15 protein-coding genes and 1 riboswitch are annotated in these 16,266 nt (G+C 53.6%); of the genes, 8 read left to right on the forward strand and 7 right to left on the reverse strand.

The features are described from left to right. Window positions 1-157: 157 nt before the first annotated feature. The 5 genes from DES29_RS11495 to DES29_RS11515 are packed head-to-tail and all read right to left on the reverse strand — an operon-like array spanning window position 158 to window position 5,063. Window positions 158-1,159 carry a CobW family GTP-binding protein gene (locus DES29_RS11495; protein ID WP_016475244.1) on the reverse strand — a complete coding sequence of 334 codons (1,002 nt, stop codon included), beginning with the start codon at window positions 1,157-1,159 and terminating at the stop codon, window positions 158-160. Window positions 1,160-1,176: 17 nt separating this feature from the next. Next, complete coding sequence (locus DES29_RS11500; protein ID WP_016475245.1) at window positions 1,177-2,382, reverse strand: class I SAM-dependent rRNA methyltransferase; 1,206 nt, start codon at window positions 2,380-2,382, stop codon at window positions 1,177-1,179. A 23-nt stretch (window positions 2,383-2,405) separates the two neighbouring features. Further along, on the reverse strand, window positions 2,406-3,278 hold the full coding sequence (gene dapF, locus DES29_RS11505) for a diaminopimelate epimerase (RefSeq protein WP_016475246.1): 873 nt from the start codon (window positions 3,276-3,278) through the stop codon (window positions 2,406-2,408). Window positions 3,279-3,294: 16 nt separating this feature from the next. Further along, window positions 3,295-4,182 carry a lysophospholipid acyltransferase family protein gene (locus tag DES29_RS11510; RefSeq protein WP_016475247.1) on the reverse strand — a complete coding sequence of 296 codons (888 nt, stop codon included), beginning with the start codon at window positions 4,180-4,182 and terminating at the stop codon, window positions 3,295-3,297. Further along, window positions 4,179-5,063 carry a lysophospholipid acyltransferase family protein gene (locus DES29_RS11515; protein WP_016475248.1) on the reverse strand — a complete coding sequence of 295 codons (885 nt, stop codon included), beginning with the start codon at window positions 5,061-5,063 and terminating at the stop codon, window positions 4,179-4,181. The genes DES29_RS11510 and DES29_RS11515 overlap by 4 nt, the downstream gene beginning before the upstream one ends. Before the next feature lie 291 nt (window positions 5,064-5,354). On the opposite strand from DES29_RS11515, the gene metK reads away from it, so the two are divergent. The 3 genes from metK (at window position 5,355) to ahcY (ending at window position 9,573) form a co-directional block, all read left to right on the forward strand. Next, window positions 5,355-6,536, forward strand: a complete 1,182-nt coding sequence (metK, locus tag DES29_RS11520) for a methionine adenosyltransferase (RefSeq protein ID WP_021994694.1) — start codon at window positions 5,355-5,357, stop codon at window positions 6,534-6,536. Between the two features lie 149 nt (window positions 6,537-6,685). Further along, a complete protein-coding gene (locus DES29_RS11525; protein WP_005429298.1) occupies window positions 6,686-7,999 on the forward strand; it encodes a tryptophan--tRNA ligase in 1,314 nt (437 codons plus the stop codon). A gap of 61 nt (window positions 8,000-8,060) precedes the next feature. Further along, window positions 8,061-8,151, forward strand: a riboswitch (S-adenosyl-L-homocysteine riboswitch). 24 nt (window positions 8,152-8,175) lie between these two features. Next, window positions 8,176-9,573, forward strand: coding sequence for an adenosylhomocysteinase (gene ahcY / locus DES29_RS11530; RefSeq protein WP_005429297.1), 1,398 nt, complete (start codon window positions 8,176-8,178; stop codon window positions 9,571-9,573). A gap of 81 nt (window positions 9,574-9,654) precedes the next feature. Here the strand turns inward: ahcY and DES29_RS11535 are convergent, their stop codons facing one another. Next, a complete protein-coding gene (locus tag DES29_RS11535; protein ID WP_231293661.1) occupies window positions 9,655-10,221 on the reverse strand; it encodes a 5-formyltetrahydrofolate cyclo-ligase in 567 nt (188 codons plus the stop codon). A 72-nt stretch (window positions 10,222-10,293) separates the two neighbouring features. Here DES29_RS11535 and DES29_RS11540 point away from each other — a divergent pair, with 72 nt between their 5' ends. Together DES29_RS11540 and DES29_RS11545 are read left to right on the forward strand one after the other, a co-directional pair. After that, window positions 10,294-12,705 carry a lytic transglycosylase domain-containing protein gene (locus tag DES29_RS11540; RefSeq protein ID WP_021994696.1) on the forward strand — a complete coding sequence of 804 codons (2,412 nt, stop codon included), beginning with the start codon at window positions 10,294-10,296 and terminating at the stop codon, window positions 12,703-12,705. Between the two features lie 21 nt (window positions 12,706-12,726). Continuing rightward, entirely contained in the window at window positions 12,727-13,872 is a 1,146-nt protein-coding gene (locus DES29_RS11545; protein WP_016475253.1) for a tRNA nucleotidyltransferase/poly(A) polymerase-related protein, read from the forward strand. 2 nt (window positions 13,873-13,874) lie between these two features. Here DES29_RS11545 and DES29_RS11550 read toward each other — a convergent pair whose 3' ends face one another. Beyond that, window positions 13,875-14,069: a DUF2905 domain-containing protein gene (locus DES29_RS11550; protein WP_016475254.1), complete on the reverse strand. Its 195-nt coding sequence runs from the start codon at window positions 14,067-14,069 to the stop codon at window positions 13,875-13,877. A gap of 74 nt (window positions 14,070-14,143) precedes the next feature. Between DES29_RS11550 and DES29_RS11555 the strand changes: the two genes are divergently transcribed. The 3 genes from DES29_RS11555 (at window position 14,144) to DES29_RS11565 (ending at window position 16,040) form a co-directional block, all read left to right on the forward strand. Beyond that, window positions 14,144-14,551: a dihydroneopterin aldolase gene (locus DES29_RS11555; protein WP_005429291.1), complete on the forward strand. Its 408-nt coding sequence runs from the start codon at window positions 14,144-14,146 to the stop codon at window positions 14,549-14,551. An 11-nt stretch (window positions 14,552-14,562) separates the two neighbouring features. Next, window positions 14,563-15,498 (forward strand): tRNA 2-thiocytidine(32) synthetase TtcA, encoded by a 936-nt coding sequence (gene ttcA, locus DES29_RS11560; protein WP_016475255.1) that lies wholly within the window; start codon window positions 14,563-14,565, stop codon window positions 15,496-15,498. Between the two features lie 80 nt (window positions 15,499-15,578). Further along, window positions 15,579-16,040, forward strand: coding sequence for a CBS domain-containing protein (locus tag DES29_RS11565; RefSeq protein ID WP_016475256.1), 462 nt, complete (start codon window positions 15,579-15,581; stop codon window positions 16,038-16,040). The last annotated feature ends 226 nt before the right edge of the window (window positions 16,041-16,266 follow it).

Consider the following 16,266-nt stretch of genomic DNA (forward strand, 5'->3'; position numbering starts at 1 on the left):
AGATCCCGAAAAAAATCCGAGATCTCTTTACCCTGTTAGGTTTACCCTTGCCCCCGCGGGTGTTCCGGGACTAGGTGCATCCCCGGGAGTTTGGGCTACATGCCGGACTTGACCTACAAAGCTCTGAATCAGCGCCTTAAGGCCTCATCCTCCTGACTTATGCCTTGGCCAGGCAAGTATCAAGCCCGCGCGCAATAGCCTCTTCGGGCAGGTTTCGTCCGATAAAGACCAGCTTCGAAAACGGCTTCACATCGCCCCACGGCCCCATCACGTCCGACACGGCCAGCATATGCACACCCTGGAACACTACTCGGCGGTCGACGCCTGCAAAGTAGAGAATGCCCTTGTAGCGAAGCATATCCTGTCCATAAACAGCCGTGAGCGAACCGATATAGCGATCAAGCTTCTGCGGATCAAAAGGCGTTTCCGTTTCGTAGACAAACGTGTGGATGTCATCATTATGATGATGAAGATGATGATCATTCACGAAGAAATTGGGATCAACATCAAGCACATCGTTCATGTTAAAACCCGCGATGTCCAGCACGACATCAACGGGGCAGTTGCCCATATCTACACGGCGAATCGGAGCCCGAGCATTCATGCTGCGCAGCCGAGCTTCAAGCTCTGCGAGTTCCTCAGGCGTGACGAGATCGCACTTCGAAACCAGAATGCGGTCAGCAAAGCCCACCTGATCACGAGCAGCAGCTTCATCGTCAAGCGTCTTCGGTCCGTACTTAGCATCGACCACCGTCACGACACCATCGAGGCGGAAGAACGGCGCAATCGCATCGTCCATGAAGAAAGTCTGCGCAACGGGACCTGGATTCGCAACCCCCGATGTTTCAAGCACGATATAGTCGAAATCAATTTCTCCTTTATCACGCTGCAGCCGCAGTTTGGTCAAGATGCGCGAAAGATCGCCGCGGATGGTGCAACAGACGCAGCCATTGTTCATGGAAACAATCTGCTCGTTATTTTCCGTAACCAGAAGATCATTGTCCACGTTCTCCGTTCCGAACTCATTTTCAATAATCGCAATCTTATGATTGTGATTTTCCTTCAGGATACGGTTAAGCAACGTAGTTTTGCCGGCACCAAGGAACCCCGTGAGGATGGTTACCGGAATCTCCGGTTCCTGCGGTTCTTCAACGTTCATTTCCAAAATCCTCCCGATCAGGGTCTTACGGCAAGCCGCAGCCCTTTGAGATATTCGCCTTCAGGACAGGTCATCAGCAATGGATGATCTTCTCCCGCCCCAAAGCGGCCCGTAGCCCAGGCGGTCACACCGGAATCAATGACGGCACCGGCGACAATCTTCTGAAAGAGATCAACGTCGATTGCGCCCGAGCACGAGAAGGTAAAGAGTTCACCGCCCGGCCCAAGGAGCTTCAGTCCGTTGAGATTGATGTCCTTGTAGGCACGTGCAGCGCGATCGACATGATAGTGGCTTGAGGCGAACTTAGGAGGATCCAGAATGACAAGATCAAACTTCTCTCCGGCGCCACGCAGACGGCGCAGACACGTAAAAACATCCTCACAAAGCCATTCGGCTCGGTTGGTAAAACCGTTCCTTTCAGCATTGGCACGCGCCATCGCAAGAGCCTCTTCCGACGAATCGACGGAAACAACTTCTTCTGCACCACCCTTTAAAAGCGCCAGTGAAAATCCGCCCGTATAACAAAAGCAGTTCAGCGCCCTCAGTCCGCGACCATGACGACGACGGAATTCTTCCGCAGCACGCTGTGCTGAAAGACGGCTTTCACGCTGATCGATATAAAACCCCGTCTTATGCCCTACCCGGACATCAACCCCATACTTCACGCCATCTTCAACGATCTCAATGACGTCTGGCGCCGTTTCACCAACGAGCACTTCAGAGCGCACTTCCAGACCCTCACGCCTGCGAGTAGCTGCATCTGAACGGTCATAAACACCACGGGCACCTGTCACTTCCAGCAAAAGACGGCCGATCAGCTCGCGATGCGCCTCAACGCCTGCAGCCTGAAATTGCGTAACCAGCCAGTCGCCGTACTGATCAACGATAAGGCCGGGAAGTCCGTCCGCTTCGCCAAACAAAATACGCCGTGCATTCGTCCGCTCTAAAAGGCCATCACGCGCGGCAACCGCTTCACGAATCTTCTTCTCGAACCAGATGTCGTCGATCACCTCATCTTCACGGAAAGACCAGCAACGCGCACGCAGCGTCGATGCCGGTGAATAGGATGCCCAAGCCAGAAATCGACCATCCTTGGCAACCACTTTCACTGTATCGCCAGCCTTGGGGTTGCCAGCAGCGCGTTCGACTGCCGTGTCATAAACCCATGGGTGGCGACGCAAGAGAGACTTCTCCTTGCCCTTTTTTAAAATCAATTCATCCATACTTTTTCAAATTACGAAAAAAATTAAATATCCAGCGAAATGGTGCCGACGAACACCACTTCAGCAGGACCAATCAGATAAAGCGAAGTCGCCGGTCCGCGCCAAGCACAGGCAATGCGGCCGCCACGAGCTGCAAATTCGACTCGATCGTCAAAAAACCCGCGCAAACATCCCGAGGCCATCGCGGCGCTTGTTCCCGTACCGCAGGCCAACGTCTCTCCAGCGCCGCGTTCATAGACACGGATCTTGGCTGTCCGGCTGTCGATGCGTTCCACAAAGCCGACATTCACATCTTCGGGAAAGACTGCCGAAGTCTGCAGAAACCGTGCAACCGGTTCCACCGGGAAACTTTCGACGTTATCTACAAAAATTGTCGCGTGAGGATTCCCCATGCCGACAGCCGTAAACTCAATATCACGGCCGAGCGGCGGACAAAAAATAGTCCAAACATCAGCAGAATGCTCACAACGTTTAGACATCTCCGAATCTGCTTCAGGCACAAAGGGAACTTGCGCTGGCAGGAGTCTCGGCACCCCCATATCGACCACCATGCGCCCGTCGGGTTCCGCCCGAACGCAGATGCGCCCTTTCATGGTCTCAAAGTCCACACGATCACCAGCCGCATAGCCTGCTTCAAGGGCAAAACGGCCGATACAGCGAGCACCATTGCCGCACTGTTCCACCTCACCACCCGTGTTATTGAAGATCCGATAGCGAAGCGGCTCGCCCTCATGTTTGGCCGCTTCCAGCAGCAACACCTGATCAGCACCGATGCCAAAGCGACGGTCAGCCAAAGCGCGAATCAACTCCGGCGTCGGGTTGATGGATTGGCGGATGCCATCGAGAACAACAAAGTCGTTCCCCGCCCCTTGCATTTTCGTAAATTCTAATTTCATTGACATTCAGTGAAACTTAATAAAGTGAGTGCTCGCCCTCTGGGCGTGTTTTGAAGCGCCTGTGAACCCAGAGATACTGATCTGGCTGCTGCCGAATGAAGGTTTCAAGCTCAGCATTGAGCCGACAAGTATCCGCTTGAGGATCGTTTGTCGGAAAATTCTCCCACGCCTCAGAGATCTCTACTTGGTACCCTGTTTCTGTCATCGTAGCAATGCACCAGAGAACCTTGGCCTGCATAACGCGTGCCAACCGCGACACCATCGGAAGCGTTGCCGCTTCGACACCGAAGAACGGTACGAAAATGGAGTTGCGCCGACCGTGATCCATATCGGGAAGATAGTAGAACGGCAAGCCTGTTTTCATTTCACGCATTACGCGGCGCAGATCGCTGTCTCCCGATTTAGCAATAAGAACAGGATTGCTAAAGCGCAATCGTCCCTTTAACAGCGCCTCGTCCCAAACAGGATTGCTTTGGGTCTGATAGAGCGAAACACCCCTTACATAAGTGTTGAGAGCAATCCCAGCTGCATCAAGACCAGCAAAGTGCGGCGAAACGACAATCACCGGTCGATTTTCCGGATTAAGCAAATGCTCAATCCCATGAAAGTGCACCAAGCTGCGCACATCCTCAGCCGAACCGCACCACAAGGTGCCATGGTCAATTGCTGCACGCGCCAAACGTACATAAACACGTTTAGCGAGCGATTCCCGTTCGGTTCTCGAAAGTTCTGGAAAGCAGAGCTCCAGATTGCGCAGGATAACGTGCCGGCGCTTTGGTACAGCAAACCACAGCACTGCGGCTGCAACGCGAGCCAACCGCCAACGCATCGGCATTGAAAGATAACGGAAGGATTTAACGAGCTGCACCCATCCGCGCGACAAAAGTAGATTCAGCGAACTCACTTCTGGTTTCCTTTAGACCTCGGCGCATCCGGCGGCGGTGCGCCTTGCGGGCGCTTATAGCGGTTGTAGCTCCAGGCATACTGTTCAGGCATGCGGCGAATGATGCCTTCAATCATTCGATTCATATCCTCCACATCCCTGGCCATATCCCCAGTTAGCTTCGAATCCCACTCTTCGGCTTCAATGCGCCATCCGTTCTTTTCCCGCACACCCCACGCAAAGATCCGTACAGCATTGAACTGTTTGGCAACGCGTACGGGAAGTGTCATCGTATAAGCTGGGCGGCCAAAGAAGTCTGCCCAAACACCCTCACCGTTCGAGGGTACCTGATCGGGCAATGCTCCAAAGGTATTCCCATTGCGCAGACTTCGTATCACATGCTTGACGCCAGCCAAGTTTGTCGGCACCGCTTCAATTCCCGGAGCTTGACGCGCCTCGCCTACAACTGCACGCAGGATCTCCTTGCGCGGCGGGCGATAAAGAATGGTGATTCGGCGACCGGTTTTCTCATAATGTGTGCCGGCAAGCCAAACCGGAAGGATCTCAAAGCATCCGACATGCGGGGTCAAAAACACAATCGGCCGACCGCTTGTCATTGCGCTGCCAATGATGTGCTCAGCCTGAGGAGAGATTTTTACTCTGGAAAGCACTGTCTTGGCCGGGCGATACCACACCCAAATACTTTCCATTGACTGACGGCCAGCATTGCGGCCCACCTTAGTAAAAAACTTCGCCTCGTTGTAACCCGCATGGCGAAGATTGTCGCGCGTTCGGCGGCGATAACCCGGAGAAAGCCAAAAGACCAGTTCTCCGATGCAGGCGCCGAAGCCCTGAAGAAATCCAAGCGGAAGTTTGGCGACAAGCGAAAGCAGCCAGTGCATCCGGTAACGTGCTCCTGCGGTTATTCAATCCCTCAGCGTCGAAAACACGCTGAAACATGCAATTTTAACGGCGACAGGGCATCAACCGTACAAAATCTTTACGGACAACCCAATAAGGAGGGCCATTTAAGTTCTAGTTCACGCTTGCCGCTGTATCATTGCGTCCTCCGATATAAGCGCCGAGTTAATGACAACTTGCGGGACGCTATCCAAATTCCGCTAAAGCGTCTCACGCTTGGAACCAAGACCAATGCGCAGAGCGCTTCCATTTTTCTTTGGAGTCTAAGGTTCATGAGCAGTGAATTTCTCTTTACCTCCGAATCTGTGAGCGAAGGGCATCCCGACAAGGTTGCCGACCAGATCTCGGATGCCGTTCTTGACGCTTGCATCGCTGGCGATCCTATGAGCCGTGTTGCAGCAGAAACCCTCTGCACGACAGGTCTTGTGGTACTGGCTGGCGAAATCACCACGGGTGCTAATGTCGACTACATCGGCCTTACCCGTGATGTCCTTAAGCGCATCGGCTACGACAATACCGAATACGGCATCGATCATCGCGGCTGTTCAGTTCTCGTCGGTTACGACAAGCAGTCTCAAGACATTGCCCAAGGCGTTGATCACGCTATGGATGACGAGCTCAATCTCGGCGCCGGCGACCAAGGTCTGATGTTCGGCTATGCCTGCACAGAAACGCCCACGCTGATGCCCGCTCCGATTTACTACGCACACCGCCTGATGGAACGTCAGAGCATCGTGCGTAAGAACGGCACGCTGCCGTTCCTTCGGCCCGACGCTAAGAGTCAGGTAACGCTGCGCTACCGCGACGGCAAACCCGTCAGTGCTGACACGATCGTTATCAGCTCTCAGCATGCCCCGGAAATGTCCGACGGCACCCGCATGAAACCCGAATTTACGGAAGCCATCATCGAAGAAATCATTCGCCCGGTGATGCCTAAAGATTGGCTGGAAGGCACGAAGTTCCTCATCAATCCAACCGGTCGATTCGTAGTTGGCGGCCCGCAGGGCGACTGCGGTCTTACAGGCCGCAAGATTATCGTTGATACCTACGGCGGCTACTGCCCGCACGGCGGCGGGGCCTTCTCCGGCAAGGATCCGACGAAAGTCGACCGCTCCGCTGCTTATGCCTGCCGTTACGTCGCGAAGAATGTTGTAGCCGCGGGGCTTGCCAAGACTTGCCTCGTGCAGGTGGCCTATGCCATCGGTGTTGCGGAACCGATGAACATTACGATCATTACCAACGGCACCGGCGTCATTTCCGACGAAAAGATCGCCGAGCTTGTTCGCCGCAACTTTGATCTGCGTCCTCGCGGCATTATCAAGATGCTCGACCTGCGCCGTCCGATCTATTCGAAGACCGCAGCTTACGGCCACTTTGGCCGCGAAGAGCCGAACTTCACTTGGGAGCGCACCGACAAAGCCGCTATCCTGCGTGCTGAAGCGGGTCTTTCCTAATCTCGCTATATCCGACTAAAAGGGCGGCAGCCGAAGTCAGCACTTCGACTGCCGCCCTTCGCTTTTTCCGGGCGGTATCATGCAACGAGCATCGGCTCCGCAGTGGAACCTCCTCCCATTCATCAGTTTTGAACGGCTCTCAAAAGAAAATGACGAGAAAAAAACGCGTCCTCACCGGTATTAATACAACCGGCACTCTGCACATTGGCAATTACGTCGGCGCCATCCGCCCTGCGATTCAAGACAGCCGCAACCCGGATGTAGAGAGTTTCTTCTTCCTGGCCGATCTTCACGCCTTGATCAAGTGTCAGGACCCTACCCGCATTGAACGCAGCCGCATGCAAATCGCCGCAACCTGGCTAGCTGCAGGGCTAGATCCCGATCACGTCACCTTCTATCGTCAAAGCGACATTCCAGAGATTCCGCTTCTTTGCTGGATGTTTGACTGTGTCATGAGCAAAGGGCTACTCAACCGCGCACACGCCTATAAGGCTGCGGTCGATGCCGCTACGGCTGCCGGTCGCGACCCGGACGCTGACGTCTCGATGGGCCTCTTTTCCTACCCCGTACTGATGGCGGCTGACATTTTGATGTTCAATGCCGATGAGGTCCCCGTCGGTCACGATCAACTCCAACATCTGGAAATGGCTCGTGATGCTGCCAGCCGCTTCAACAACCTCTACTGTTCGCCCGACAAACCCTTTTTCGTCATGCCGCAGGCCACCGGCGGCTCCGCCCTTGAGGTTCTGCCAGGGCTCGACGGACGAAAGATGAGCAAGTCCTACAACAATGTGATTCCGCTTTTTGAGGGTGGCCGTGCCGCGCTGGATGCAGCCATTGCACGCATCGTCACGGACAGCCGGCTGCCCGGGGAGCCGAAGGATCCGGATAGCTCCTCCCTTACGGTAATCTATAACGCCTTTGCTACGCCTTCCGAACAAATAGCCTTCCGTGAAGCACTTAAAGACGGTCTTGGCTGGGGCGAAGCCAAAAAGCAGCTCGCCGATAAAATTGACGCTGAAATCGGCCCCATGCGCAGCCGCTACGATGAGCTTATGACCCATCCGAACGTACTGGAGGACATCTTACAAGCCGGCGCACAAAAGGCTCGTGCGCTCTCTGCTCCGTTCATGCACGAATTGAAGCTTGCTGTGGGTCTAAAAGCTTTTGCGGCACCTGAAGCAGCCGCTGAAAAGGCAAAAAACGCAAAGAAGGCACTCCCCGTATTCAAGCAGTACCGCGAGCAAGACGGCAGCTTCCGCTTCAAACTTGTTGCCGTCGATGGCACTGAACTCTTTATTTCTGACGCCTTTGCGTCCGGCCGCGATGCTGGCTCGTGGGTCAGTCGTCTTAAGAAAGAGGGAGCAGCAGCTTTTGACGAGGCTCCTGTGACGCTTGGCGGCGGGATTACGAAAGAAATGGTGGAAACAGCCTTAGCAGCTTTCCGCGAAGATGAAGACTAAATAAATTCTTTAGAAATCACCTGTAAGGCGGCTATAATGCCGCCTTCTTCATTTCTGCCCGCCGCCCGAGGAGCGCTGCGACGCCGTGAGACCACGTTTCACTGCGCCAGGCTCGAGCTGACGGACTTTTCCTGCAACGGCGCTCGGACCTTTTCAATTCTGAAGAGCATAAACAAATGGACGCGAACAGCTACGTCATCGCCGACCTTAATCTTGCCGATTGGGGCCGCAAGGAAATTCAGATCGCTGAAGTCGAAATGCCTGGCCTGATGGCCATCCGTCACGAATACGCTTCCGCACAACCCTTAAAAGGCGCACGTATCTCCGGATCGCTGCACATGACCATTCAAACGGCGGTTCTTATTGAAACCCTGACGGCATTGGGCGCCGAAGTTCGCTGGGCGAGCTGCAACATCTTCTCGACCCAGGACCACGCCGCTGCAGCAATCGTGAAAGATGGCGTCTCCGTCTTCGCCAAAAAAGGCGAAACCATTGAGGAATACTGGGAATTCACACACCGCATTTTTGAGTGGCCAGATGGCGGTTTTTCCAACATGATCCTCGACGACGGCGGCGATGCAACGCTCCTTTTGCATCTCGGCTCTCGCGCAGAATCTGACCGCAATGTCATTGCCAATCCGACGAATGACGAAGAACACGCCCTCTTTGCGGCCATCGCCAAACATCTTGACAGTGATCCGCATTGGTACTCCAAGCGCCTCGAAAAAATTCTCGGCGTCTCGGAAGAAACAACCACCGGTGTACACCGCCTTTACCAAATGCACGAACGCGGAGAACTGAAGATTCCCGCCATCAACGTGAACGACTCCGTCACCAAGTCAAAGTTCGACAACCTTTACGGCTGCCGCGAATCCCTGGTTGACGGCATCAAACGCGCCACCGACGTGATGGTCGCCGGCAAGGTCGCCGTTGTCGTTGGCTACGGCGATGTAGGCAAAGGCTGTGCCCAAGCGCTTCGTGCTCTTGCGGCTCAAGTCTGGGTCGTCGAAATCGATCCAATCTGCGCTCTGCAGGCCGCAATGGAAGGCTATCGCGTCGTAACGATGGACTTCGCCAAGGATAAAGCCGACATTTTTGTTACCTGTACGGGCAATGTTCGAGTGATTACGCATGAACATATGATCGCTATGAAAAACGAGGCGATCGTTTGTAACATCGGCCACTTCGACAGCGAAATTGATGTTGCTTCCATGCGTCAGTATCCATGGGAAAACATCAAACCGCAGGTTGATCACATCACGCTGCCCTCAGGCAACCGCATCATTCTTCTTGCTGAAGGCCGTCTGGTGAATCTTGGCTGCGCCACTGGTCACCCCTCCTATGTGATGAGCTCGTCATTTGCCAATCAAACCCTTGCTCAGATCGAGCTCTTCGCTCACCATGACTGCTACCCAGTAGGCGTATACATTCTGCCCAAGCATCTCGATGAAAAGGTGGCCCGCCTGCAACTCACGAACCTTAATGCAGTCCTCTCCGAGCTCACGGATGAGCAGGCTGCCTATATTGGCGTGAAGAAGGAAGGCCCCTACAAGCCAGACAACTATCGCTATTAATCGAGTCTGAACCTTCCAGTTCAGTTTATTAAGGCCCGTGGGCGTATTACCAAACACCCGCGGGTTTTATCTTTTGACGCTTTACTCCATCTCTCCGCACTCCGTAATAACAAAGTCCATTGGCAAGTCAAGACTGTCAAAAAGTGCATCGTCCACTTTGCAAGCAGCATAAGCAATCCCCACAACTTGAGGATGAATGCCATTTTTCGCGAGAGCCGCCAGATATCGATCAAAATAGCCGCCTCCATATCCCAATCGAAAATGCTTGGCCGACCACCCAAGGCAAGGCACCAGAAGAATGTCGGGAATCACTTGCTGTCCTGCTGCAGCAGGAATACCAGCAGCATCTGGAACAAGCGCCTCCCCCGGATGCCAAATACGGTAAACCATCACCGACGCCGACGAGTCGAGACACCACGGCAATGCCAAAGTACGGTTCATCCCTTCAGACAACCATGAGCGTACAGCTGGCATTGGATCTGGTTCACTAGCGATCGGCTGATAAACACCCAGGACCTTCCCGGGCAAGCGGCGAAGCTTTTCCGCCAACTGATACATCAGCCCTTCGTAGGCCTTGGGATCAGCCGCACGACGCAATGCCCCGCAAAACTTTCGCGCTGCCTTTTTGTCGCCCACTTTCGTCATCATGCCTCCTGTACGTTCTCGTTGCTTCGCTATATTAGAAGCTTCCATTTTCTGCGCTTATTTCTGGACCTATCCATGCGCCGCTTTGCTCTTCCTTGCCTAGCTCTGAGTTTCGCTGCAGCCCTGCATGCTGCGGAGGATGAGCACTCGTGGACGCCTTTGAGAGATGGAGCCGACAAGGCTATACAGGCAGCGGCAGCATTTGAAACAGCGCAGCGCAAACAGACGGCTTCTCCACGCATTCAGCTAATTCCCCATGGGCTGGTCACGATTTCTATCGATGAACGACTGCAGGCGCTGCGCGCCTCACAAGATGCCGAAAACGGCATCCCCTTGGAGGAAGAATCCTCCGTAGGCTCTGTAGATCCCGCAGTACTTATGCGTAACGTTGAAGCTGCGCTTGATGCTGTTGCTTCTCCATCTTTAATTCCTGAAGAGAACGCTCCATCCGCAGGCGAAGCCGCCGATGCTGCTGGACGTGCAGCAGCCGAACTTATTGCAGCTCCGGTGAAGGATCCTTTGGACGATGCCCTGCTGGCGCCGCCTCCGGAACCTTTGGACTATGTATTTTTGGAAGCTAAACTCTGCTTCGATCAGGGACGTCTTGACGATCTCGAAGAAATGCTCCCGCTTTTTGAGCATCATGAGCTAAGCGGCTACCCTGCTCTTTGGGCACTCATTCTCAAATTGAAGAAATTCCCAGATGATCCTGTAGTTGATCAGGATTTTCGTCGCTTCATTGATCTTCATGAAGGCGAATATCTGGCTGAAAACGCCCGTACACAGTATTTGAAGCTACGCGGAGAAAAACTCAATGCTGCCGATTTTGATTTGTTCTTCAAAGGACTCGTTTGGAATCAGACTGACCCTGTAATCGAAGCTTGGCAGGCTTACTACACCCTTGAAAGCGCTCAAGCCGAAAATAATCAGTCAAAGATCGCCGCTGCACTTCTTAAGGCTAAAGTGCTTTATCGAGACTCCAAAGCCGTCACCGATCCAGCACTGATGAAGCTCGGTGACCGAATTGCCGAAGCAGATCGCACTTGGCTTTGGACTCGCGTCATGATCCTCCTGCAGAAGAATCGGATGACGGAAACCAAGCGCGTACTTGAAACGCTCCCGCGCCCGGAACTGCCTGCCCCCATGAAGGAGCTCCGTTCCATCATTGACGAACCTACTTTATGGCTGCGTCGTCAAAAAAATCTTGGAAATCTTCCTGCACGCCTCGCGGTCTTTGCGTCTGTACGCATTGCCCATCTCCGCCCGGCAGATGCCGCCCGCATTGCACAAGCCGCAGTTGATCCCAAGGCCAATGCCTTCTGGCGTTCGCTTGTTTGGTCCCGCATTGGCTTCACAGCCACTACCCAGCTCAACCCCAAGGCCAGCAGCTGGTACGCCAAAGCTGGCAGTGCGCTGCAGCAATTTCCTCTAGCCGTAGTAGACGCCCAACAACTTGCCGCCTGGCATGCTCGTGCGCTTATCCGCGACGGCAGCTGGTACGGTCTGAGCAAAGTCATTGACGCCATGCCTGCAGAATTAAAGCGTGAAGAAGTCTGGACTTATTGGCGCGGACGAGCACTCGCCTCTCGCGGCCTTAAGACCGATGCGCAAACGGCCTTCACTTCGATAGCACATCGCACAACTTTCTACGGAAAGCTTGCCGCCGACGAACTCGGCCGTTCCTACGGTTTTTCTAAGCCTCCAAAAGCCATGCCGCGGCAGGTCGAGATCGATAAGTGGGCGGAAAACACCGCCATCCAACGTGCACGCAGCCTCTATCGCATGAGTCTTTACCGCGAGGGACACCGTGAATGGAACTGGGCAATGCGCGGCATCACTCCGCAGGAGAGTCTTGCACTGGCAGCCTACGCTCGGCAGACGCGGCTCATTCACCGCATGATTAACACAAGCCTCAAAAGCGGTGATCAGACCGTCGTTATTGAACAACGCTTTCCGCGACCTCATGCAGCTTTGATCCGGATTGTGAGTGAGGCACAGTCTCTGCCATCTGCCTGGGTCTATGGTTTGATTCGTCAGGAATCACGCTTCATTCCTGCAGTCAGCTCTGCCGTCGGTGCTCGCGGCCTTATGCAGATCATGCCGGCTACGGCCCAATGGATGGCACGGCACCTTGGCATCGACTCATTCGAGCAAAAAAGCCTCACCGAGCTCGAGATGAATCTTGTTCTGGGCACCGCCTATCTCCGTATGCTCTACCTCGATATGGAGGAAAGCTACGTGCTCGCTACTGCTGCCTATAACGCAGGTCCAAACCGAGCCCGTATCTGGCGTGCGGCTGTCAGAAACTCAATGGAAGCGGCAGCCTTCATCGAAACAATTCCCTATTTTGAAACACGGGAGTATGTCAAAAATGTTCTTGCCAATATGCACACCTACGCAATGCTGACTGGCGAGCTGGATGGACGCTTTGCGAAACTGCTCGGCCGTGTGGAGCCAGGACGAAGCAAAGCAGCCGATCTCCCGTAAATAATCATTTTGGGTTGAAAAATGAAGATTTTTCCCGTCGGCGGTTACGTCCGCGACATGCTGCTCCGAAAGCGAGGTTTTAAACTTCCCGAGGGCGATCGCGACTGGGTTGTGATTGGCGAAACTCCCGAAGCGATGATCAAGCGTGGCTATCTGCCAGTGGGCGGCGACTTTCCTGTCTTCCTCCATCCCCGAAGCCACGAAGAATATGCATTGGCGCGTACTGAACGCAAGACCGCTCCGGGCTATCACGGCTTTATCTTCCATGCGTCGCCGGATGTGACGCTTGAAGAAGATCTTGCTCGACGCGATTTAACAATCAACGCCATGGCGCTCGCTCCCGACGGATTCATCATAGATCCCTTCGGGGGACAGCACGATCTCGCTGCCGGCATCCTGCGGCATGTGAGCCCTGCCTTTGCTGAAGATCCCGTTCGTATCCTGCGCATCGCCCGCTTTGCTGCGCGCCTGCCGTCTTTCTCCATCGCTCCTGAAACGATGGCATTAATGCGCCGAATGGTCGACTCCGGTGAAGCGGATGCCCTCGTACCAGAACGAGTGCTCGCAGAATTCACTAAAGGGTTGAGAACTGCCACTCCGTGTCGAATGCTTGACATTCTTACCGAATGCGGGTTTTGTCAACGTCTCTATCCTGAGCTAAGGCTCTCAGCACAGCTTCGCGGCCGCCTGCATCGAGCCCGTCTAGCAAACTTCCCTGTGGACTTGCTGCTCGCCGTTCTTGCGTCCGGCATCGAAAGCGAAACGAAGAATCTTAAGGCACCAACGCCAGGGCGGCAATTTCTTGCTCGTATTCGAGCCAGTGCTCAAGCGCAGGAATTTGCTCAAATCCTGACGGGCGGAACGACCGGCGGAATAGAAAAACTTCGGAATATCACAACGTTTGAGGACACAATCGAATTCCTCCGTCAAGTTGATGCACTGCGTAAACCTGAGCGCGCAAAACTCCTTCTCGCTTTAAGAAACGCTGTACTGCAACCTCCTGAAGGCAGCGCTGAAACAATAAAACTTGCTCAGACTATGCGGGCTTGGACAAGCGTGGATGCAGGTGCAGTAGCTCAGACAGCAGCGAGCCCCAAAGAAATTGCACAAAAAGTACTCACTGCTCGCGTACAGGCGGCAGCAGACGCTTGGCGTGCTGAGGCGTGAGGTTAGAAAAGGAGCTTCCCAAGAACGAGTGCAAAGACGGCCAAAAGAATCGTACTCATAAAGGGAAGCTCAATTTCGCGACCTAGGATCCGAAAGTGAATGTCCCCGGGGAGTCGCCCGAGACCAAAGCGCTTCAATGACGGCATTGCCGTAATAAGAAGCAGCAGAATAATGAAGATAACAAGAGCCCAACGCATAGTTGAATTATTTTATCGGACGCAGGCTCGCCTACAATGCGAAACCCAGATACATCTTCAGGGTTTCTTCCAGCATGTCGACGCTTCCTAGTCCTGAATCACTGCGCTTTTCCTGCCGCAGGATCTTTCTAAAAAATTTACGACTCACTTGCCGCATTGGCGCCTATGAAACTGAACGCAGCGCCTCTCAGTCGGTAGTATTCAACGCCGACATTTGGGTGCGCTTTTCCGCAAGTTCAAGCCAACGCGATGCCCTTGAAGATGTTCTCAACTACGATCTTGCCGTTGAAATCTTTCGTGAGGAATCCTCTCGGGGTCACATCGATCTGCAGGAAACACTGGTCGACCGCATTGCAGAACGTCTGTCGAATCTTCCCGGCGTCGAGCTTATCCGCATTTCCTCCGAAAAAACCGAAGCCTATGACGATGCCGATGCGATCGGCGTAGAAGTCTGGCGCAGCGGGTCTCCTCTTCTTACCTAAGCTTTTTCAACATGACTGATGTGATTCCTCTGATTCCTGAAGCGCCTGCTACTTTTGCAGATGATGCTGCCGACATTGGCGCACTTGCTGCTCAGGGTGAAACACCTCCCAACGAACGCAACCGCAAATCCGTTTCACAAAAGAAGCTTGAAAAACGTATCGTGCGCCTTACCGGTCAAGCCGTCACTGACTTTGACATGATTCGAGAAGGTGACAAGATCATGGTAGCCATGAGCGGCGGCAAGGACAGCTATGTACTGCTCGATACGTTAAAGATTCTGCAGGCACGTGCGCCAATACACTTTGATCTTTTGGCCGTCAATGTGCATCAGCACATCCCGGAATTTCCACTTGAAGCCTTGAAAAAGCATCTGGAACATTCAGGGATACCTTTTCACATTGAGGATCAAGACACGAACTCGCTTATCCAGAAACTCATTCCGGAAGGTAAAAATGTATGCTCGCTCTGTGCTCGTCTGCGCCGCGGCATCCTATACCGGGTAGCCCGGGAAACCGGCTGCAACCGCATTGCGCTCGGTCATCATATGGACGACATCGTCAGCACACTGCTCCTCAATCTCTTTTATGGTGGACGTTTGAAGTCCATGCCACCAGCGCTGAAGAATGATCGAGGTGACTGCGTCGTCATCCGCCCGCTTGCATATGTGCGTGAAGCAGAAACTGCCAAGATGGCCAAGATTCGAGGCTATCCCCTCGCAGCTAAAGGCATCTGCGGCGCTGGAGAGAATTTGAAACGCAAAGAGATCAAAGAATTAATGCAACGTTGGGACCGAGAATTTCCCGGCCGCATTTACAACATCTTCATGAGTCTTACTCGCGTCTCCCCATCGCATCTGTTGGATCGAAGCATCTACGACTTCACAAATTTCGCTCCGATATACGGTACTCCTGGATCAGAGGCGTCAGGCGAAAGTGAAGATGAATAAACTCGAGCTTCAGACCGGGATGTCCGCTGAAAATACTCGGCTAAAATCACCGACGAAACCAACCACCAAAACACGCACAAATGAGAACTCGCTCACTCAAAGTCATCGATATGGCCGTCCATAAGGTAGCCGTTATCACTCCTGAAAAAAGCATCCGGGAAAGCGCCCGACAGATGCGCGTCGAACACGTCGGCAGCCTCGTTGTAGTCGATCAGGACGGCAAGCCCATCGGCATGCTCACGGATCGAGACATTACGATTGAGGGTGTTGCCCGCGGCGTTGACGTTGACCAAACCACCGTGCGCGATCTGATGACCGCACCGGTCGTTACGGCTACAGAATCTGAAGGCATGGTGACCGCCCTTGCTCGTATGCGCGAATTTGGCATCCGCCGCCTGCCTATCATCGATAGTGAAGGAAAACTTGTTGGGGTAGTGACGAACTCCAACCTGATTAAAGAACTTTCGGAATTACTCGACGGACTAGTACGCAATATCAGTTCTTCCAAGACTCGCGAAGTTGCACTTCGTTCAGACATTTAATTTCTGTCTAAATCCTGAAGACTTAAAGACCGCAGTATCCATCCTTGGGATCTGCCTGAACTACGGGATGCCTGCTCACTAAAACAAGGGCAGTTCCGTCAATATCTTTATCAAGCCCGTGATCTTATTTGAAAAATAGGCCACGGGCTTTCGTTTTTGTGTTAACATGCTCTATAACCATAATGTGCAGAGCATAAAGATGGAAAATTCTCCAAAAAGCGGCTTC

Origin of the sequence: Sutterella wadsworthensis (assembly GCF_003315195.1) — a bacterium.
Lineage (GTDB): Bacteria > Pseudomonadota > Gammaproteobacteria > Burkholderiales > Burkholderiaceae_F > Sutterella > Sutterella wadsworthensis.